This is a genomic window from Planococcus daihaiensis, from assembly GCF_049262615.1.
Taxonomy (GTDB): domain Bacteria; phylum Bacillota; class Bacilli; order Bacillales_A; family Planococcaceae; genus Planococcus.
Genome location: NZ_CP175504.1, coordinates 1,786,944 through 1,807,883 on the forward strand (window position 1 = coordinate 1,786,944; position 20,940 = coordinate 1,807,883).

The following is a 20,940-nucleotide window of genomic DNA, read 5'->3' on the forward strand; positions in this document are numbered from 1 at the left end:
ATATTTTTATGCAATTAAATAGAATGTTTTTAATTTGAATGAGCCATTCGATGCAGTTGCTCTTTTACATAGAGCGGGTTATGATTAGGGTGTCCGTTTAGGACCGCATAAAAAGGGGGATAGTATTGCGTACAAGGAAACTAGTTGAAGCGCCTGTACTGGGAAAATCGGACGGACCAGTCATTTTCCAGTAGACGAGGAGGAGGAGTATCGAGATTTCGGCGGATACCTCCCGGCCGTGAAGCCCGGTCGTTATATTCACCTTTAAAGCAGTTGAGCGATCAGCTGTACAACAGGGTGAATGGGCTCAGGAACGCGTACGCGTAATTCGGCGGACGCTTATTTTGACATTGATAAAATTGGAGGAACTATAATTATGTGTGGAATTGTCGGGTATATCGGAGAGAAAGATTCAAAAGAGATCCTATTGAAAGGCCTGGAGCGTTTGGAGTACCGCGGTTATGATTCAGCGGGTATTGCTGTGCGCAACGGCGAAGGCATTACAGTTTTCAAGGAAAAAGGGCGCATTGCGGAGCTTCGCGGCGCAGTTAATGACGACGTAACAGGAAATACGGGAATCGGGCATACACGCTGGGCAACGCACGGCAAGCCGAGCAAAGTGAATGCTCACCCGCATCAGAACACGTCGGACCGTTTCACGATTGTGCATAACGGCGTAATCGAAAACTATCACCACCTGCAGCGCGATTATTTGGCTGATGTAGCAATGGAATCAGACACGGACACAGAAATCATCGTGCAATTGATCGGCAAATTTGTGGAAGAAGGCCAGACAACACAGGAAGCATTCAGCAAAGCGCTTCAATTGATGAAAGGCTCTTACGCAATCGCATTGCTGGATGCAGAAGAAGAGCAGACCATTTTTGTCGCGAAAAACAAAAGCCCGTTATTAGTCGGACTTGGCGAAGGGTTCAACGTTGTAGCTTCTGATGCAATGGCGATGCTGCAAGTGACGGACCAGTTCGTTGAATTGATGGACAAGGAAATCGTCATCGTGCGCAAAGACAGCGTTGATATCTTGACGCTTGAAGGCGAAAAAGTGGAACGCGCACCGTTCACTGCTGAAATCGACATGAGCGATATCGACAAAGGCACGTACCCGCATTATATGTTGAAAGAAATCGATGAGCAACCGGCCGTGATGCGCAAAATCATCCAGGCTTACCAAGGCGACGATGAGAAACTGACCATCAAGCCAGAAATTCTGGATGCTTTGCAGACAGCTGACCGTCTGTACATCATCGCAGCGGGAACGAGCTATCATGCAGGTTTGATCGGCAAGGAATATTTGGAGAAAATGGCGGGCATTCCGGTGGAAGTGCATGTCGCGAGCGAATTCGGCTATAATATGCCGCTTCTTTCCGAGCGACCGTTGTTCATCTTCATTTCACAGTCAGGTGAAACAGCGGACAGCCGCCAGGTATTGGTGCGCATCAAAGAAATGGGCTTCCCTTCACTGACGATCACGAACGTTTCGGGATCGACCCTGTCGCGCGAAGCTGACCATACGTTATTGTTGCACGCTGGCCCGGAAATCGCAGTGGCTTCAACAAAAGCCTATACTGCGCAATTGGCAGTTCTGGCCATTTTATCTGCTGTGACGGCAGAAGCGCGCGGACGCGAGCTTGGTTTCGACCTGGTGCAGGAAATGGGAATTGTGGCAAATGCGATTCAATCGCAAGTGGATATGAAAGAAGAAATTGAGCAATTGGCGCATGACTTCCTTTCCACGACACGCAATTGCTTCTTTATCGGCCGTTTGATGGATTATTTCGTCGGCCTTGAAGGCGCCTTGAAATTGAAAGAGATTTCGTATATCCAAGCGGAAGGCTTTGCCGGCGGCGAGCTGAAGCACGGAACAATCGCGTTGATCGAGGAAGGCACCCCTGTTATCGCACTTGCGACGCAGGAATCCGTAAACTTGAACATCCGCGGCAACGTCAAAGAAGTGGCGGCACGCGGCGCGAACACGATGATCATTTCAATGGAAGGCCTGAACGAAGACGGCGACAGCCATGTGCTTCCGACAGTGCACGAATTGCTGACACCGCTTGTATCGGTTATTCCGTTGCAATTAATCAGCTATTACGCAGCGCTTCACAGAGACTGTGACGTTGATAAGCCACGTAACCTGGCGAAATCCGTTACGGTTGAATAAAAACATTAGTAAAACCGGATCCTTTGGGATCCGGTTTTTTGGTTGCAGATAGAAAAATTGTCAATTTAAAAATATTTTGGTTTTAATTATCTTGAATTCAGTCGATAATATATAGAAGAAACAGAAAAATCAAATCGAGATAGACGCGAGTGGGACGATGGGGGTATAAAATGGAACAATTACTGAAGTCCGAAATGAAAGTCCAGCAATTATTGAGTTTATTGGAAGCTTCCAAGCAATTAAATTCGAATTTGGAAATAGAAGAAGTGTTCCAGAACATCCTGCTGCAAATGGTGGCAATGGTTGGAGCGGAAGCGGGAACGTTATGGGTGCTGGATCCGGATGGGGAAGAAATCCGGGTGGTCGCGGCATACGGCGAATCGGCGGACAAGATCTTGAACATCCGCCTGAAGAAAGATGAAGGCATCGTCGGCAAAGTGATTATGAGCGGAGAGCCGGTGTTGATCCGCGATGTGCAACAGCATCCGGATTGGTCGAACCGCGTGGATGAGTCGAGCGGCTTCGTCACGAAGTCGATGATCACGGTGCCGCTAATGGTGAAAGGCGAAGTGTTGGGATCACTCCAGCTATTGAATAAAAAGCAATCGGATTTCTTTACGGAAGAAGATGTTTCCCTTGCCGTCGCGCTTGCGAGCCAGTCGGCAATGGCGCTCCATAACAGCCAGATGTACGATGAACTGCAACAAATGTTCTTTAGTATGATTCGGACGCTGGCAAAAGTGCTGGATGCACGGGACCCCTATACAGCGGGCCACTCGGAGCGGGTCGCTAATTATTCAGTGTGGATTGCCGGCAAGCTCGGCATGGCGCCGGACAAGATGAAGGAATTGTACAAAGCTGCGCTGCTGCATGACGTCGGGAAAATTGGCATACCGGATGACATCTTGCGGAAACCGGAGCGGCTGACGGCGGAGGAATACGAAGCAATCAAACTGCACCCGGTGATTGGTGCCGACATCCTGTCGAATATGGAGCCGAAAAGAGCGATGGTGGATGTCATTCAAACAGCCCGGTCGCACCATGAACGGATCGATGGCAGCGGCTATCCGGACGGCTTGAAAGGTGAGGAGATTTCGCTGTTCGCCCGCATTGTCGGCGTGGCGGATACGTTCGATGCCATGACAACGGCGCGCTCCTACAGCAAAGGCATGTCGTACCGTGACGGGGCGGCAGAGTTGATCCGCTGCAAAGAGACGCTGTTCGACAGTGTGATTGTCGATACCTTTACAGCGGTGCTGACGGAATGCGATTACAATTTGGTACAGTACGAAGCGGACCATAAAAAAGAGTACCGCTTATGAGCCAGTTCGACTACTTATTGATCGGACACTTAATCGGTGATTTTTTGTTGCAGACTTCGTGGATGGCGAAGAATAAAGCGGCAAAATGGCTTCCTTTATTGGCACATGTGACGGTATATACGCTTGTCGTCGGGGTTTTCGGTTGGATGTCCGGCGGCTTGTCGCTGGCGGCAATCGCGCTGATTTTCTTCAGCCATATCTTATTGGACCGAAAAACCTTCGTGGCGTTGTGGGTCCGCAACATTCAGACAGCGAAAGGCCCGGAACAGGCCTGGCTGCGCGTCATGGCCGACCAAATTTTTCATATCATCATTTTAGCGATTGCCATCGCGATTTCCTAGGAGAGTGACAGATGAAGTATGCGACTAAAAAATACGTGATTGAGCGGGAGTATCCGTTGAGCAAGGAAAAAATCTGGGCACTCTTGGCTGATAATAACCGTTTGAATCTGTACATCGGCCTTTTTCCCGTAAAATTCAGCAATGCGAAAAAAGAGGAAAGAGGAATTTTTTTCCGTGAAGCCTTTGCGAAAGTGGGCGGTGTAATCCCCTTGCGCTGGCAGGAGTTCCCTTTTCAATGGGAAGAAAACAAGTCCTATGAAGTGGAACGGCGCTACCTGAGTGGTCCCATCAAGCATTTTACCGGAGGAGTTGAGCTTGTCGATGGCGGAGCAGAATCACCCGGCAAGACCAAAGTTCGGCTGATTGCCGAATTTATTCCGCAAAATCTTCTCGGCCTGGCGGCTATTCCGCTGACCGGATACAAGTCGATGCTGAATACGTTCAATTACCTCGATGAATTTTTGGCTGGGAAAACAGAAGATCTATTCAACGCGCCGCAAAAAAAGAAGAATCATCAAGTGGATCTTGTGGAATTGGAGCGGCTGGAAGCGGTGCTGCGAAACTGGCCGGTCGAGGCGGACAAAATTGAATTGCTTCATACATATATTGCAGAAAGGAGCGATCACGACGTTGCACATATGGAACCGGTCCGGATGGCGGAAGAGTGGCAAGTGGACACGGATGAAGTGCTTCGCTTGTTGTTGTATGCCACCAAATCCGGCATTTTGAATCTGAGCTGGAATATGATCTGTCCAAACTGCCGGGTGTCAAAATCCGAACAGAATTCATTGTCCGGAGTGACCCGCGAATTTCACTGCGATTTATGCGGAATCAATTACGATGCCAGCTTTGATCAATTCGTCGAGCTCAATTTTTCGGTTCATTCGTCTATCCGGAAAGCCTATGCCGAAGTGTATTGTGTCGGGGGGCCGATGATTACACCGCATGTGAAAGCGCAGAAGGTAATTCTGCGGGGCGAGTCGATGCGATTTCCGGTGCCGGTCCAGGCGGAACAGCTGCGGCTAAGGGTTTTGCAGGCGAATGATCAAGTGCCGCTGGAAGGAGTTTCGGATGCCGCTGAAGCTTCCATCACGTATAGCGATGCGGGTTGGTCTGAGGAAAGGGTTTCCCCGGCTTCAGAGATAATCGTTCATAATTCAAGCAATCAAGACATTCTTGTGGTCCTGGAACAAGCTGCCTGGAGCCAAAATACCATCACGGCCGCCAAAGTGACGGCGATGCAGGAGTTCCGGGATTTATTCTCTTCGGAGGTGTTGTCGCCGGACCAGCAGATCGGCATCGACCATGTGACGATCTTGTTCACCGACTTGCAGGGCTCGACTTCACTTTACGAAACGGTCGGCGACGCCAATGCTTATGGCCAGGTCAATAAACATTTTGATTTTCTGACGAAATGGATCGGCAACAATAGAGGCAGTGTCGTGAAAACGATCGGCGACGCTGTCATGGCCGTTTTCCATTTGCCGGAGGACGGCTTGCGGGCGGCGCTGGAGATACAACAGAATCTTGTGGAATTCAATAAAGATAAGAGGGATCCGATTATCTTGAAAGTCGGCTTGCACAGCGGACCGGCCATTGCCGTAACGTCCAACGACCGGCTCGATTATTTCGGCCGGACAGTCAATCTGGCAGCGCGCATCCAGGGTGAAGGAACGGGGGGCGACATCGTCTTTAGCCGCGACTACCTGGATCAGCCGAAATTGCGTGCTCTAGTGGAGCAGAATGGCGCCCAGATGGAGGCTTTCCCGGCGAAACTGAAAGGGATTGAAGGGGAAGTGGGACTGGTGCGGGTTTGTGTGGGGGAAAAGGCTTTAAGGAAAATAATATGAAGGAATCTTGAAGAATGGACGATATTCTGGGTCAACCAGAATATCGTCCATTTTTTTTAGGATAAAAACTCAGCTCTCTGAATATTTTTCTTCTTATAAATGGCTTATACCATTTAAAGGATGAAAGATGTAAAATAGAACCATATTAGTTTTAGGACGTGATTTTGTTGCCGGATTGGACTTACCATACCATGTTTAAACCAGCGCTCACCCAAGTTCCGGCGAAGACGGGGAGAGAGTTTATTCACCGTGGCATGAATGTGATTTCTACGGTTCCCGGTGGAAGCAAACTAATCGAATATCTGGGACATACAGCGCCAGCTCGCCAGTTGGAAGCAAATATTTTCGGATTGAAGATTTCCAATCCGGTTGGCTTAAGCGGAAAAATCGATCCGAACTTAACTGGTACCAAAGCATTTGGCCATTTGGGCTTCGGTTTTATTGAAATTGGACCGGTTACGACAGTTCCGCAAAATGAAGAAGCGCCAACGTTCACTCGCTCGAAGGATAATCTTGTTTTTCCTCCTCACCTGGAATCTCCGGGAGTCGAGCAAACTATTGCGAAACTGCGGCAGATGAAAAAATACGAGAAACCGATTTTTATCCGGCTTGGAAGAACGGCTTCTTATGAAGAAACGCTGTCTTTGGCGAAAGCGCTGAGCGGCTGGGGTGATGCGTTTATCCTGGAAGACCGTTACAGCAACGATGAATGGCAGTCACTGAAAAGGTCTTTGAATGACAAGCCGCTGTTATATGCCAGCTCGGTGGATGAATGGGATAACGCTTATTTTGAAAGTCTGTCAGCGGATGGCATCATGATTGATGAACAGGCAACGGACACCGGCGCAGGACGAGAGGCTTCATTGGCCCAGTCAGACCGTTTGGCGAAAAAGGTAGCGGACATCCGGAATAGGAGCGATATTCCGGTTATCGTCTCTGGCGGCATAGCAGAACCCAAGGATGCTTTGGCGATATTCGAGGCGGGAGCGGATTTGGTCATATTGACCGCTGGTTATGTTTTTGGCGGACCTGGTTTGCCGAAACGAATTAATGAAGCCTTATTAGATACGAAGATGGAAGAAGAGACAATATATAGTGGGTGGATTTGGCATTGGTTATTCGGATTCCTGATGGTGCTCGGCGGTGTGGCCGCTTTATTTGTTAGTATGACCCTTGTCATCATGCCCTATGATGAAGCTTTTTTGAAGCTGACGCGGGAAGAGCTAATCGCCATCAATCCGAATATCTACCGGTTTATGCAGCATGACCGAATGACGGTCGCGGGAACGATGATTTCTGGTGGCATTATTTACATGCAATTGGCGCGCCACGGTGTGCGGCACGGGCTGCGATGGGCGACAAGAGCCATTCACATTGCCGGCACTTTAGGATTCCTGGGAATTTTGCTGTTTCTTGGGTTTGGCTATTTCGACTGGCTGCACGGACTTCTGTGGTTGATCTTATTGCCGTTTTTTTGGAAAGGCTATTTGGCTGCCAAAAATCATGCCGAACATTCCCGGTCGATTAATCGCACCAATCACAGCGCCTGGAAAAAAAGCTTATGGGGCCAACTGGCATTTGTGGCGCTCGGTTTTGCGCTGGCTGCTGCGGGCATTGTCATTTCCACCATCGGCGTGAACGGGGTATTCGTCCAAACCGATATCGCTTATATTTGCATGAGCTCGGAGCAGTTGGCTGGAATAAATGACCGATTGATTCCGGTAATCGCACATGACCGCGCAGGCCTCGGAAGTGCATTGGTCAGTGTAGGTTTGCTCGTTTTGATGCTGGCACTTTGGGGATTCCAGCAGGGACAGAAATGGGTATGGTACACCTTTTTGCTCGGTGGAATTCCGGCGTTCAGCGCAGCAATCATCATCCATTACGTGATCGGTTACACGACGTTCATCCATATACTGCCGGCATATATTGCACTGGGGCTGTTTGCGGTGGGATTGGTCTATTCGAAGGCTTTCTTTTTTAAGACGCAATAAAATCGATTCATTATTAGTGAGCCCTTTCCGCTAAACTGGCAGAAAGGGTATTTTTTTGGACAAAAACGAAACCGCAACGCGTTGGCTGTTGTCTAACGGTTAGAGAAAAAGGGGGCGAGGGCTTGGAGAAGCGGGAGAAGGACCGGTTGCTGACGGAGGCGATGGATGAATACGGGCATTATTTGGTGCGGTTGGCGTATTCGTTTGTCAAAGAACGGACGAAGGCGGAGGACATTGTGCAGGATGTTTTTATTCGCTATTACATAAATCTCGAAAAGTTCGAAGGGCGCTCGAGCGTCAAAACATTTTTGTACCGGATTACAGTGAATGAATGCCATAACCATTTCAGGAGCTGGGCGCATCGCAAGATCGAATTGACCAACAAACTGAGTCCGCTGTTGCCAGGTAAGGATTCGGCGGAAGCAACCGCAATGGCTTCTGAAAAAAACAACGAAGTGGCTGGAGCAGTCGGCAAGTTGCCGTTGAAATACCGGGAAGTTTTGTGGCTTCATTATTATGCGGAATTGTCGGTCAAAGAAATCAGCGAGGTGTTAAAGGTCTCGGACAATACAGTGAAGACGCGGCTGGCAAGAGGGCGGCGACAGGCAGGCATCACATTTACGGAGGAGGGGATTGACCATGCGTGAGGATTTGAAGCGGAAATTGGACGATTCGGTGCCGGAAGATGTGACCTTGTCGGATGCGAAAAAGCGGCAGATTTTGATGGCGGCGCAGGAGCGGAGCGGTGAACGGAAACCATCGCGTGTGCCGAAGTTTTTGCCGGCGCTTGCGGGAGTGGCGGTGATGGGGCTTGCAGGTGTGCTGGGATATCCTTACATGAGTGATTGGCAGGAGCAAAGTGCTTTAGAGGAACTAGGGCTGGTACCACAGGAATTGATTGTGGCGGGGCATGCGTATCCGAACTTGATTACTTCAGTGTATGACGATGAACGGGACGCACTGGTATATAATAGTAACGGAAAACTATATGCGTTTGATGCAGCCGATAAAACCGAAACAGTGCTGGTGAATCTTGAAGAAGGAGCTCAGACATATGAATTTGTCGTAGAGGGTGACTGGCTGGCGTGGGAAGTGGATTTAGATGATAGCGCTGCGATTGAAATCATGGATCTGGAAACGAATGAAAGAAAAGTGATCCAATCGAGGCTGGTATTTGACTTGAACATCAGCAGGAATTATTTGATATATGCCGGGTTTGAAGGGAAAGAGAAACAGCCCAGCTATAAAATGGTCGATTTACTGACGATGGAAAAAACCCGATTGCATGAATTGATACATGATGGAGGCAATAGCGGTGCGTCCGTTTGGCAGAACAGCATCGTAATTCCTGAGCGTGTAATAGAAGAGGACAAAACAATCACTTCATTTTCAGTATACGATTTGGATGAAAATTCGCTGGAAGCACAATTTACTCTTCCCTATGAAAGAGCTGAAAATGTAATATTGATGGACAATAAAGTCTTTGCGCAATTAAGTGATGAAGAGTTGACCGCCACAGATCTTGGCTATATGGATCTTGAAACAGGAGAATTCGTCAAAATTGAAACTCCTGACTTTGATGCCTACGCGGTTTATGGTGAGTATGTCGCTTTGAGTGTCGCCGATGGAAATGACTCGAATGATGTTGAGTTGTTTAGGCTAAAAGGAGAAGAACTGCTGGAAGTTCCTGCCTTCGCGGGTATCGAAGAACGGCTTGTCAAACCCCGGTTCACAGAGGAAGGAAAGCTCATTGTCAACGGCGAAAGGGAGGATCGGGCGATGTATATATTGGATGTCGGAACAGTGGAATAATGTATTCGCTATGGTCAATAATGCACTCTTGGGATATGCTTTTCCTGAGAGTGTTTTATTTAGATCGATTTTATTTAACAGATGGAGGCCACAACAATGAATGAACTACCAAATTGCCCGAAATGCAACTCCGAATATGTCTACGAAGACGGCAGCCAGCTGATATGCCCGGAATGCGCGCATGAATGGACGCCTGGAGCGGAAATCGATACCGCTGAAGAAGCGAAAGTCGTGAAAGATGCCAATGGCAATGTGCTGCAGGACGGTGATTCCGTTACCGTCATCAAGGATTTGAAAGTGAAAGGCAGTTCGTCTGTCCTGAAGCAGGGCACGAGGGTGAAAAGCATTCGCCTCGTTGAGGGTGATCACGATATCGACTGCAAGATTGACGGTTTTGGACAAATGAAATTGAAGTCGGAGTTTGTGAAGAAGGGGTAAGGGAAGAGGCTAGGGATAATCTAACCTTGCCAGTTCCCTGCAATAAAAGCAGGTGCAAAATATTCAGCTGAAGTGCTCAGGCAAGAGAATCGACGATAAACCGTTAAAAACCGACGATAAACCATTAAAAATCGACGATAAAGACAACAAAATCGACGATAAATCACAAAAAACCGACGATAAATCCATTGCCGCCTTTATTTCTCATCGGCAAACCTGATAAGGAAGCTTTTCGCAGGAGAAAAGCTTCCTTTTCATTATTTCTGAAAAAAAGAAAGAGCGATTTGATTCATGAAGAAATAAATTGTAAAAATTTGCTGTTTAAATATTCAAAGCTGTGTAAAAATAGGAACTAGCAAAAGAATCAAAAGAGTTGAAAGGAGCACATTATGAAAATCCAAACGACCCGTTTCGGTGAAATAGAAGTGGCAGACTCAAGCGTCATCACATTTACCAGAGGAATTCCCGGTTTTGATGAATACCAGAAATACGTCTTGATCCCGGCTGACACAACAGAGGAAACGCCATTTTTCTTCCTGCAATCGCTGGAAGCGGAAGACATCAGTTTCTTTCTGGTCGATCCGTTTTCATTCTACAAGGATTATGATGTTAAAATTACCGACCAGACCGTGGAGCGCCTGCAAATAGAAGACCCGGCCGATGCGCTTGTGCTGACAACCGTGACGGTGCCCGGCGACATGCAGCACGCCACGACCAACCTGAAAGCGCCGCTCGTCATCAACAATCGCAAGCAGCTCGGCATGCAAACTGTGATGGACATTAAAACCTACGAAATCAAACAGCCGCTATTCCAAGCTGAAGCAAGGAAGGTGTAGGCGATGCTCGTACTCGGACGAAAAAAAGGCGAATCGATCGTTATCGACGACCAAATCGTAATCACCATCAACTCCGTGGAAGGCGAAACCGTCAAGCTCGGAATCGAAGCACCGCGGCATATTACAATCCACCGGGAAGAAGTGTACCTGGAGATTCAGGAAGAGAATAAGAACGCGATGTCGAATGTCATTAATATCAGTGATTTTTTGAACATGAAGAAATGAAGGGGAGCCTACAGAGATGTAGGCTTTTTTTAGTTTAGTGAATAGGGATATTGAGGAAATAGCACTCTTAAGAAATTGATGTTTTTACCAAGTTAATTTGACAAACTGTTTCCAAGAAAGAGAAGTTTCTGTTAATGTTAACGAGTTCTGAAATTTGAATGGTGTGAAAGGGTTTACAAAAATACATATGAATTAGATTGCTCTAAGCAGCAGGAGGTAAACATCGCTTTGGATAATTATCAAAAAATAAATTTACTGCTGATTGATTCGAACCCCATTCTTCGCGGAGGGTTAAAGCGGATACTGGAACTGGATAAAGGTCTGCAGGTTGTTGCCGAAGGGGATAATGGCGAGCAGCTCCTTTCCTTATATACACAATATCGACCGGACGTTGTAATTATTGACCCCAACTTCCCCTACACTGAGGGGATGGCAGCGTTGCGGGAACTGATCCAGCACTTTCCGGATTCGAAGGTGCTGGTTTTCACGGTTGCCGCAGAATTCAAGTACGTATCTCAAGTCATCATGGAAAGGGCGTCGGGGTATTTGTTGAAAGAGATGGATGCCCCTTCCATCATCAATGCGGTCCAAGCGGTTGTTAAAGGGGAGTTTTATTTGTATCCGAAGCTCACGACAGACTTCTTATCCGAGTATAAGAAAATGGATGAAAGGAAAACGGGAGCTAAGTTTTTCCAATCGGATATCCGGCGCCCGTATCACCTGTTAACAACCCGGGAATCCGAAGTGCTGCAATTGCTGGCAGAAGGCCACAGCAATAAAACGTTAGGGGAAACTTTGGGCGTCAGTGATAAAACGATCAAAAACCATGTGTCCACCATTTTGAGAAAGCTGGACCTCAGCGACAGAACCCAGGCAGTTGTGACGGCTTTGAAAAATGGATGGATCGAACTTAAGTAGAAGGTAGTTATCTTTATCAATAAATGAAATAAGCAAAAGGATGCCGTTTAGTAGATGGAGGCATCCTTTTGTTATTTGTTAGGAGTTATAGCAGAAGGGGGAAATAGAGTGAGTTGCTCATGTATTACGTGAGGGTGCAAAAATATTCTAAAATCTTTTTTCAAAAAACGCTAAACATTTTCAAATGCTCTCCGATAAAGACAGTGTAAGGAAGTTCAAACGGATTTGAACACCCTTGCAAAAAAATACATTACACGGAGGTAATACACAATGATTATCAATCACAACATCACAGCTTTAAACACGCACCGCCAAATGGGCGCTGCAAACAATGCACAAGCAAGCAGCATGGAGAAATTGTCTTCTGGTCTTCGCATTAATAGCGCGAAAGATGATGCGGCAGGTCTTTCGATTTCTGAAAAAATGCGTGGTCAGATTCGTGGGTTGGAGCAAGCCTCTAGCAATGCTCAAGACGGTATTTCTTTGATGCAAACTGCTGAAGGTGCTTTAAATGAAACACATGACATTTTGCAACGTATGCGTGAATTGGCTGTACAATCTGCCAACGACACAAATACAGATACAGACCGTGGAGAAATTCAGAAAGAGATTGATCAGTTAACATCGGAAATTGATAGAATTGCTAATACTACTGAGTTTAATACTCAAAAATTATTAGATGGTTCTAAAGCTAAAGACCAAGTAGTGGCTGCATCGGCTGAAGTATTATCTAGTAACTCGACTTCATTTTCAATTACTTCAACGGTAGATAATGATACAGTTACTGGTTCAGGTTCATATTCTCTTGAAATTGGCAGTGAAGATCCAGATACTGCGGGTACTTTTAATTATACTCTAACCAAAGCAGATGGTACTGAAACTACAGGTACGATTGCGAGTGCTGGAACTATCGATGTAGACGGTGTTACGCTTACTGCGAGTGCAGAACTCAAGACTGGTGATACACTAGGTTTGAACATTCAAGACGATAAAACCATAGCTAATGATGGATCAATTAAGTTGCAAATTGGTGCTAATACTGGTCAAGCATTGAATATTGACTTAAACGATACAAGTGCTACTGGATTGAAAGTTGATGGTATTAAAGTAGATTCTCAAGGAGGAGCTTCAGCATCTATTACTGCTATTGAATCTGCCTTAAGATCAGTATCGAGTGAACGTTCTAAAATTGGTGCTTCTCAAAATCGTTTGGAACATACAATTAACAATCTTGGCACATCAGCAGAAAATCTAACAGCAGCAGAATCACGCATTAGAGACGTTGATATGGCGAAAGAGATGATGGAACAAACAAGAAACTCAATTCTTTCACAAGCATCACAAGCAATGTTGGCTCAATCCAATCAAATGCCTCAAGCAGTTTTACAATTGTTGAGATAATTGATTTTAGGGCGTCTAATCGGGTAACGGGTTAGAGTATAACTGGGTGAATTGCTGGAACTTCCTAAAGCCTCATCAACCACAGCGTAACTGGAAACGGTCGGCGTCACGGTTTGAAAATGATGAGGATGGACCAATGGATAATCAGCAGCCAAGCTCCTGTGAGGAAACTCTGGAGAAGGTTCAACGACTAGGATAGACCGTCTAAGGCGCAAGCTATGGCGATGAAATCCGTAGGGTGGCACAAGCGCCATTCGAAGCGCCCAGCCCCTCAAAAAAGAGGGTGAAGATATAGTCTATTCTATGATCGAAAGACATAGCGGCAAAGCAAGCCAACCAACAGCCACAAGCTGTTCTTCAATTACTGCGTTAATCTTAAGAACGAAAAGGAGCCTGATTTTGGGCTCCTTTTTCTATAAGACCGAGGAGGAGATAATATGGATATCGGAGCGCTATCAACGGTCTTGAGTCAGGTAAACGTAAGACAGGAAGCATCTGTCTCGGTTATGAAAAAGTCGATGGACCAGGCAGAGTCGAATGGCGATAATACTGTTAAGATGTTGGAGCAATCTGTTCGACCGCATATTGGTGGATCGGTTGATTTAAAAGGATGAGATTTTCACGAATAATAGCCATGGAAAATTCCATGGCTATTATTTATATGAAATTATAGAGGGGTGATTGAGTGGATCAAGATCAAGATGAACGAAAAGAATTTCTCCAACAGCAGCTCCAATGGACTAAAGGGCAAATTGATATCTTGGATCAAATGGATGTGAAGTTGCAGGAGATGAAAGGGATTGCGGAGTCGGCTGCCGGAAATGATTTGTCGATGGATGAAAGAGAAAGTTTGAATAGGCGCCTAGAAATATTGAAAGACGAGTATGATACATTAGAAAAACAAAAGCTTATCGTATTTCACTAAATAGTAAACAGCGTCCAAATTTTATCTTTCCCTAATCTCTCTCCATTTATAAACTACAGACCAATAACTTCGTCCGAGCTTTTCAGCAATCTGTCCATCCGTATGTCCCTGACTTTTCATAAGTATTATTAAATCGCATTCTGCATCTGAATAATTTTTAGACCGCTCAGATGAACTGGCTCTCACTTCATATTCTGGAAGGGACTCTTTGTATCTTTGGACTTCCCTTTCGAAACGATAGTTCCAATTGGTTTTGTAAAACATCGAAGGACAGTCGGAAGAGACAGCTAGAACGACACGAAGAAACTTTAGTGTTTCGCTGACTTTGGTCGTTTTTAATATATAACCGAATCCGTCCGGCCTTTTACTGACTTTTAATTCTATCGAAAATGTGGAGAAGATATGATTTTGTAATTTTATCAGGTCTTCTTGTGAGAAGCATTGTAAATAGAGGTAAATATGTGGAGTTAAGTAAATAAGCTTTTTCAATTCACTCCTCTGAGCAGAAATAGACAAGGAGCCGTCATCTAAAAATAAAGTGGCAAGAAAAATTGGGGAATCGCAAAGCTTCAAAATTTCATCAGAGATAATCTTATTGCCACCCGGACCATAAAAGTAAGGAAACATTTCTGTAAATAGAGGAAGGGAAGGAGAAAAGATATTTGACTTGGCATTATTAAAGTAAAAATTAGCAGGCAATAAGTTCAGCTTCCAGATTCGATAATCGAGTTGCTGGGGACTGAAATGTTCACGGTAGCTATTATTTCTTCGGCGGGAGCCCGGATACAATTTCGTAATTTCACCATCACCCATTACACTTGCTATTAATACGTTTTGTTCAATAGTAGAAAGTTGGAATAGCTCCATTAATAACCCTCCTTTCAAGAACTAATGTTCTCTTTTATTATATTCTGTTGAAAGGAATCGGTCTAACTTGAAGTAGAGGTACTTAGAGGAGCATATATTTTAACGCCACAATCTTTTAGGGGATTTCCAAATAATGAAATGTATTAAATATTTTTTGTCACAATTATCCTATTCTTTTTTTCGCCATTCTCCTGTATGATAAATTCATGTATATTCTGACAAAAGGTGTGTGACGCCCGTGACGAGTCCGATTTCTTCCAATTGGTTCTACTATACGACAATGGCTTCATTGGCCCAGGCTTCGTCGGCTGCGAATGGGACAGGGAATTCCGCTAACCAGTTGAATGGAGCGGGCAATGATACTTCTATGTTCATGACGCTGCTGAGCTCGATGATGCAGGGCGGCGAAATGGATCCGTCCATGATGGCGGCGATGAATCCTGCGGGGAATTCAGACAATAGCCAGATGATGGCGCAATTGAATAATGCGTACAAGCCGATTTCAGTGTCGATGCCTGGGGTAACAGCTCACGTGATAACCCCTCCAGCAGCTGCCGAAGGGGCTGTTCAGCCAGCGGTGCCGAATTTGAAGACGGATTTGAGCTTCAAGCCGATTCAATTTATCAAGCTTGAAAATACGTTGGACGGCAAATTGAGCGGAACTTCTGCCCACTTCATCAATGCCGGGAAGAAATACGACCTGGATCCGAATTTTCTGTCGGCGATCGCCATCCATGAAACTGGAAACGGCAGTTCCCGCGCGGTGAATGAGAAAAACAACGTGGCGGGCATGATGGGCCGGAATGGTCTCCGAAGTTATGACTCTCTGGAAGAAAGCATTTTTGATATGGCCCGCAATCTGCGCCAGAATTATTTGAATCAGGGAATAACAACGGTTTCGGCAGTCGGCGCTAAATATGCTCCGGTCGGTGCAGGCAACGATCCGACAGGCCTTAACAATCATTGGGTTACCGGCGTCAACCGACAATTGAATAAATTAACGTAGATAAAACCGATATTTATTCCGCGGTTTTATTTTTTTGTGCAACATAATTTAGAAAATATACTAAAAATATCTCCTTTTCTGCCGATACATAAGTAAAGGTATTATACAGATTGACCGGATAAGGGGATTGAGAGCGATGGAAGTTAAAAACACACAAAGTATGTCGATTTTTAAAAGCGTTGAAACTGGAGCTGTTGAGCAAGTGAAATTTCAGGTAAAAGCTGAGCGCCAACAAACCAAAGAAGAGCTGAAACAAGAGAGAGTAACAAAAGAAAATGTGCAGAATCGCATCGAAGGAATGAACAAGTTTCTTGAATCTACCACGACCGAAGTTAAATTCATGTTGCACGAAGAACTGAACGAATATTACGTGCAGGTGATCAACCCGGTAACGGATGAAGTGCTGAAAGAGATCCCGAACAGAAAGTTCCTTGATATGTATGCTTCGATGACGGAGCTCATGGGATTAGTCGTAGACGAAAAATCGTAAACAGATTGATAGAGAAACGGAGTGATTGGAATGCGGGTAGGCGGACTGGCTTCAGGAATGGATACAGATGCAATCGTTAGAGACATGATGAAAATTCAAAAAATGCCTTTGGATAAATTAATGCAGCAGAAAACTTATGCGGAATGGCAACAAGAAGCTTTTCGTGACACAAATCTGGAATTTAGAAATTTGCGGGACAGTGCAAGCCAATTGCGGCTTCAATCCTCATTTAATGCTTACAGTGCAACATCCTTAAGTCCAGGAAATGTTGCAGCGACAGCAGGAGCAAATGCGATGGCTGGTTCGTATACAGCGGAAGTCCTCAGTTTGGCGAGTCCCGCTAAAATGACTTCAGCAAACGCAATTACGAAAACTGTTACAGCAGCAGACACTACCACAAGTGAGCAAGCAGTTAATTCGAAGGACATTATTGGAGTAGCCGGTAAAATCCAGGTCGAAACAACAGCAGGAACAATAGCAACGGTTAATGTGACAGATGACATGACTTATGAAGCCGTTGCAAAAGCCATACAAACTGCAACAGCAGGCCAAGTTCCGGAACTTCGAGTGAATTTTGATGAAACAACTTCCCGTTTCTTTATGACTTCGAAAGAGATGGGAGCAGAACAAGCTTTTTCACTGGCTTTTAAAACTGCAGATGGCACTGCAACAAACGAAGCTTTAGCCAAACAAATTATGAATGACGGCACCACTACTGAGTCAGCGTCAATTGGAGCTGCAGACGGGTCGATAAAATTTAATGGAATCGAAATAACCGGCTTGAAGACCAACAAAACTACTGTTAACGGCATTACCTTAGACCTCTTAAAAGCGGAGGAAGGTAAAGTCACCACAATTAATGTTCAATCAAATCCGGAAAAACCAATGGAAATGATTAAAGCTTTTGTGGAAGATTATAATAAAACCATTTCAGAAATCGAGAAACAATTGGTGAAGAAACGGTATCCCGATTTCCAACCATTATCAGATGAGCAGAAAAAAGACATGAGCGAAAACGAAGTTGAGCTGTGGGAAGAAAAAGCAAGAAGTGGATTACTACGGAATGATCCTATCCTGAAAGGTGCTATGCAAGAATTGCGCCGTGCTTTTATGGGAGCGGTAGAGGGCATACCGAGAGAAAATATAAACGTTTTGTCTGAAATAGGTATCAATACTGGATCGTATACAGAAGGCGGTAAATTATTTATTGATGAAGATAAATTAAACGCCGCTTTTACAAATAACCCAGAGGAAGTAATGGAGTTATTCACAAGGAAAGATGCTGCGGGCAACGGAGTAGGCATTGGAGATAAGGTATATGCCGGATTAAATGATATCGTGGCCCGCCTCGGTGAAAAAGCAGGAACCCCTACCGGAACAGTGGATAACAGCAACCTTTCCAAAAAGATTAAACAGATGGACCAGGACATCAGCAGATGGCAGGATCGCTTAACCCGCATCGAAGACCGCTACTGGAAACAGTTCACCGCGATGGAAAAAGCTATCAGCCAGATGAATTCGCAAAGCACATGGATGCAGCAGAATATGTTCGGTGGCATGTAATGGACGCTTATCAACTCAGACTTGCTGAATTTTTCGACTTGACAGAAAAACTGAATGTCCAAGCAAAATCGGTGCATTCGAAAATGGACGACAATGAAGAAGGGCAACTCGAAGCCGTACAGGCACTGTTTGAAAAGCGCCAGGCCGTCATCGAGCAACTTAGTGAATATACAAAAGCCGCTGAATTCGAGTGGACAACAGCAGACCGAAGAGTCATCAGCCAATTGAAAGGTTACGAAGATGAAATGCAGCCACTTTTGAACCGGCTGCATGGAGCGTTCACAAGCCAGATGAACCGGCTGAACCAGACAAGCCAGACATCGAAAAAATATGTCGGTGCTTACCAGACGAAATCCAACGAAGGGTCATTTATTGACCAGCGGAAGTAATACAAGGAGGTTTCTTTTATATGGCAATCAACAATCCTTACCAGACATACCAACAAAACTCGGTCGTTACCGCGTCGCCACAGGAACTTACCTTGATGCTCTATAACGGCTGCCTGAAATTCATCAAGCTCGCAAAACGTGCGATGGAAGAAGGCAAGTTTGAAGAAAAGAATGTGAATTTGATCAAAGCGCAAAATATCATCCAGGAATTTTTAATCACACTCGATCCTACTATTGAAATCTCCGAAGGCCTTGCGCAATTGTACGAATACATCCACCATCGACTGATGGAAGCAAACATGAAAAATGACGTGGTGATCCTGGAAGATGCAGAAAATCAGGTTAAAGAATTGCGGGATACTTGGAAAGAAGCAATGGTGTTGGTGAAGGTGAAGTAGAAGTAGTTTGGTATAGTACTCTTCTTTCCTAGCGTAAAAGTGCAGCGTCACTTTCTTTTATAGCATCCCCTGCACGGTTCCCAGCGTCAGTCGCAAATTGAAGAACATTTGCGACTGTCACTGTGACGCCACGGAGATATGGGGTTATTCACCCCCCACAATTAGAGATGATATGGAGCAAAACAGCGAAGACACTCGCAATCGTTTGGGAACGGTAAAAAACCGTGCTCCTGCATCGCTGCGCTGCTTCGTCGCAAAGACTTAGCCTCGCAAGCGTCGGCTAATGTCTTCGAAGCTGTTTTGCGGAATATCATAGGTTCATAACAACAACCACAGACAGAGACAAAGCAGGGAAATGAGGTTACAGATGTGGATAAGACATCATGGATTGGCGTTATACTTGGAATGTTCGTTTTGGTCGGCGGGATGGCGCTAAAAGGCTCCAGCCCGATTGCTTTATATAACCCGGCCGCATTAGTCATCATCTTCGCCGGGACCGCCGCGTGTATTTTGGTCGCGTTCCCGATGGATGAAGTGAAAAAAATCCCGAGTTTGTTTAAGGTTTTATTTGCATCCGATAAATCGATGTCGATCAAAGAAATGGTGCCAATGTTTTCCGAATGGGCGATGCTTGCCCGCCGTGAAGGGCTATTGGCTTTGGAAGAACGTTCAGAAGAAGTGGAAGATCCATTTCTGCAGCGCGGTTTGAAAATGGTCGTTGACGGCCAGCCGCAGGAACAGATCCGCGAGATGATGGAAGAAGATATCTCGGCAATGGAAGAGCGGCATGAACTCGGTGCGAAAATTTTCTCGCAGGCTGGAACGTATGCGCCGACGCTCGGAGTGCTCGGTGCGGTAATGGGGCTTGTTTCGGCACTTGGCTATCTGGATAATATCGCGCTGCTCGGGAAATCGATTTCGGCGGCGTTTATCGCAACGTTGTTCGGGATCTTTACAGGTTACGTGCTGTGGCATCCATTTGCCAATAAATTAAAACGTAAATCCGAGCACGAAGCGCGCATCAAACGCATTATGCTTGAAGGGTTGCTGGCGGTGCACGAAGGCTTGCCGGTGCGCACAGTGGAAGAGAAATTATTGACTTATCTGCCACTCAAGGACCGTGTTCTTGAAGAAGAAGTAAAAGAAGGTGTCGGCGTTGAAGCGTAAGAAAAAACACGAAGAGCACGTAGATGAGTCCTGGCTGATTCCTTATGCCGATATTCTCACGCTGCTTCTCGCTTTGTTCATCGTGCTGTTTGCGGCGAGTGAAGTGAATTCGCAGAAATTCCAGGAGATTTCGGATTCGTTTAATCGGGAGCTGCAGGGAGGCACTGGAATTTTGGACAATCAGTCGCCGATCGAGACATTTGAAGAAACTTCGAAACTCGCTGAGCCGAATGACGCGGATCCGACCGACGGCGAAGCAACAACACCTCCGGAGGACGATGATGACAAAATAGAATTGACCGCTGAAGAGATTGAACAATTGGCTCTGGCGGAAGATTATAAAGAACTTGCGGCAATCCAGGAAAAAGTGAAAGCCTATATTGCGGAGCGGAACTTGGAAGATAAATTGGATGCAGAATTGACGTCCAAAGGCCTGCTGTTGAAGATCAAGGACGGCGTATTGTACGAGACGGCCAGCGCGGACCTGTCAGAAGATGCACAAACCATTGTGGAAGAAGTCGGCAAGATGCTGGTAACCGATCCGCCGCGTAGCATTTTCATCGAAGGGCATACCGACAATGTTCCTTCCACGTCCGCAGAATTCCCATCCAACTGGGAGCTGAGCTCGGCACGGGCGATCAATTTCATGAAAATCCTGCTCGAGAACAATGAGTTGGATCCAGGGAAATTCAGCGCGACGGGCTTTGCGGAACATCAACCGATTGCCGGCAACGATACAACGGAAGGCCGTTCGGAAAATCGCCGGGTGGAAGTCTTGATTTCATTGTATTCAGAAGAAGAAGCAGACTAATAATAAAT

The 20,940-nt window shown here is 45.8% G+C and carries 22 protein-coding genes; 21 read left to right on the forward strand and 1 reads right to left on the reverse strand.

The window, feature by feature from the left end:
* Positions 1 to 376: 376 nt before the first annotated feature.
* From glmS to DHX103_RS08695, 14 genes are all read left to right on the forward strand, one after another.
* Complete coding sequence (gene glmS / locus DHX103_RS08630) at positions 377 to 2,179, forward strand: glutamine--fructose-6-phosphate transaminase (isomerizing) (RefSeq protein WP_422121885.1); 1,803 nt, start codon at positions 377 to 379, stop codon at positions 2,177 to 2,179.
* 170 nt (positions 2,180 to 2,349) lie between these two features.
* Positions 2,350 to 3,501 (forward strand): HD domain-containing phosphohydrolase, encoded by a 1,152-nt coding sequence (locus DHX103_RS08635; RefSeq protein WP_422121886.1) that lies wholly within the window; start codon positions 2,350 to 2,352, stop codon positions 3,499 to 3,501.
* Positions 3,498 to 3,842 (forward strand): DUF3307 domain-containing protein, encoded by a 345-nt coding sequence (locus tag DHX103_RS08640; protein ID WP_422121887.1) that lies wholly within the window; start codon positions 3,498 to 3,500, stop codon positions 3,840 to 3,842. Before DHX103_RS08635 ends, DHX103_RS08640 begins: the two co-directional genes overlap by 4 nt.
* An 11-nt stretch (positions 3,843 to 3,853) precedes the next feature.
* The gene (locus DHX103_RS08645; RefSeq protein ID WP_422121888.1) at positions 3,854 to 5,692 is read left to right on the forward strand and encodes an adenylate/guanylate cyclase domain-containing protein; all 1,839 of its coding nucleotides are present in this window, start codon (positions 3,854 to 3,856) and stop codon (positions 5,690 to 5,692) included.
* 167 nt (positions 5,693 to 5,859) lie between these two features.
* On the forward strand, positions 5,860 to 7,686 hold the full coding sequence (locus tag DHX103_RS08650; RefSeq protein WP_422121889.1) for a dihydroorotate dehydrogenase: 1,827 nt from the start codon (positions 5,860 to 5,862) through the stop codon (positions 7,684 to 7,686).
* A 122-nt stretch (positions 7,687 to 7,808) separates the two neighbouring features.
* Positions 7,809 to 8,333, forward strand: coding sequence for a sigma-70 family RNA polymerase sigma factor (locus DHX103_RS08655; protein WP_422121890.1), 525 nt, complete (start codon positions 7,809 to 7,811; stop codon positions 8,331 to 8,333).
* On the forward strand, positions 8,326 to 9,498 hold the full coding sequence (locus DHX103_RS08660; protein WP_422121891.1) for a hypothetical protein: 1,173 nt from the start codon (positions 8,326 to 8,328) through the stop codon (positions 9,496 to 9,498). Before DHX103_RS08655 ends, DHX103_RS08660 begins: the two co-directional genes overlap by 8 nt.
* Positions 9,499 to 9,594: 96 nt before the next feature.
* The gene (locus DHX103_RS08665) at positions 9,595 to 9,936 is read left to right on the forward strand and encodes a zinc ribbon domain-containing protein YjdM (RefSeq protein WP_422121892.1); all 342 of its coding nucleotides are present in this window, start codon (positions 9,595 to 9,597) and stop codon (positions 9,934 to 9,936) included.
* Positions 9,937 to 10,325: 389 nt separating this feature from the next.
* Positions 10,326 to 10,772, forward strand: a complete 447-nt coding sequence (gene fliW / locus DHX103_RS08670) for a flagellar assembly protein FliW (RefSeq protein ID WP_422121893.1) — start codon at positions 10,326 to 10,328, stop codon at positions 10,770 to 10,772.
* Between the two features lie 3 nt (positions 10,773 to 10,775).
* Positions 10,776 to 10,997 (forward strand): carbon storage regulator CsrA, encoded by a 222-nt coding sequence (gene csrA / locus DHX103_RS08675; protein WP_422121894.1) that lies wholly within the window; start codon positions 10,776 to 10,778, stop codon positions 10,995 to 10,997.
* Between the two features lie 228 nt (positions 10,998 to 11,225).
* A complete protein-coding gene (locus DHX103_RS08680; RefSeq protein WP_422121895.1) occupies positions 11,226 to 11,915 on the forward strand; it encodes a response regulator in 690 nt (229 codons plus the stop codon).
* 270 nt (positions 11,916 to 12,185) lie between these two features.
* Positions 12,186 to 13,316 carry a flagellin gene (locus DHX103_RS08685; RefSeq protein WP_422121896.1) on the forward strand — a complete coding sequence of 377 codons (1,131 nt, stop codon included), beginning with the start codon at positions 12,186 to 12,188 and terminating at the stop codon, positions 13,314 to 13,316.
* A gap of 437 nt (positions 13,317 to 13,753) precedes the next feature.
* Positions 13,754 to 13,930, forward strand: coding sequence for a YjfB family protein (locus tag DHX103_RS08690; RefSeq protein ID WP_422121897.1), 177 nt, complete (start codon positions 13,754 to 13,756; stop codon positions 13,928 to 13,930).
* A gap of 71 nt (positions 13,931 to 14,001) precedes the next feature.
* Positions 14,002 to 14,241: a hypothetical protein gene (locus DHX103_RS08695; protein WP_422121898.1), complete on the forward strand. Its 240-nt coding sequence runs from the start codon at positions 14,002 to 14,004 to the stop codon at positions 14,239 to 14,241.
* 21 nt (positions 14,242 to 14,262) lie between these two features.
* Here DHX103_RS08695 and DHX103_RS08700 read toward each other — a convergent pair whose 3' ends face one another.
* Positions 14,263 to 15,108 carry a DNA endonuclease gene (locus DHX103_RS08700; protein ID WP_422121899.1) on the reverse strand — a complete coding sequence of 282 codons (846 nt, stop codon included), beginning with the start codon at positions 15,106 to 15,108 and terminating at the stop codon, positions 14,263 to 14,265.
* Between the two features lie 238 nt (positions 15,109 to 15,346).
* Here DHX103_RS08700 and DHX103_RS08705 point away from each other — a divergent pair, with 238 nt between their 5' ends.
* From DHX103_RS08705 to motB, 7 genes are all read left to right on the forward strand, one after another.
* Positions 15,347 to 16,114 (forward strand): glucosaminidase domain-containing protein, encoded by a 768-nt coding sequence (locus tag DHX103_RS08705; RefSeq protein ID WP_422121900.1) that lies wholly within the window; start codon positions 15,347 to 15,349, stop codon positions 16,112 to 16,114.
* A 136-nt stretch (positions 16,115 to 16,250) separates the two neighbouring features.
* Positions 16,251 to 16,604 carry a flagellar protein FlaG gene (flaG, locus tag DHX103_RS08710; protein ID WP_422121901.1) on the forward strand — a complete coding sequence of 118 codons (354 nt, stop codon included), beginning with the start codon at positions 16,251 to 16,253 and terminating at the stop codon, positions 16,602 to 16,604.
* 84 nt (positions 16,605 to 16,688) lie between these two features.
* Complete coding sequence (fliD, locus tag DHX103_RS08715) at positions 16,689 to 18,167, forward strand: flagellar filament capping protein FliD (RefSeq protein WP_422121902.1); 1,479 nt, start codon at positions 16,689 to 16,691, stop codon at positions 18,165 to 18,167.
* The gene (locus DHX103_RS08720; RefSeq protein WP_422121903.1) at positions 18,167 to 18,556 is read left to right on the forward strand and encodes a flagellar protein FliT; all 390 of its coding nucleotides are present in this window, start codon (positions 18,167 to 18,169) and stop codon (positions 18,554 to 18,556) included. Before fliD ends, DHX103_RS08720 begins: the two co-directional genes overlap by 1 nt.
* Before the next feature lie 20 nt (positions 18,557 to 18,576).
* Complete coding sequence (gene fliS, locus DHX103_RS08725) at positions 18,577 to 18,954, forward strand: flagellar export chaperone FliS (RefSeq protein WP_422121904.1); 378 nt, start codon at positions 18,577 to 18,579, stop codon at positions 18,952 to 18,954.
* A 369-nt stretch (positions 18,955 to 19,323) separates the two neighbouring features.
* A complete protein-coding gene (motA, locus tag DHX103_RS08730) occupies positions 19,324 to 20,121 on the forward strand; it encodes a flagellar motor stator protein MotA (protein WP_422121905.1) in 798 nt (265 codons plus the stop codon).
* The gene (gene motB, locus DHX103_RS08735; protein ID WP_422121906.1) at positions 20,111 to 20,932 is read left to right on the forward strand and encodes a flagellar motor protein MotB; all 822 of its coding nucleotides are present in this window, start codon (positions 20,111 to 20,113) and stop codon (positions 20,930 to 20,932) included. The genes motA and motB overlap by 11 nt, the downstream gene beginning before the upstream one ends.
* Positions 20,933 to 20,940: the final 8 nt, after the last annotated feature.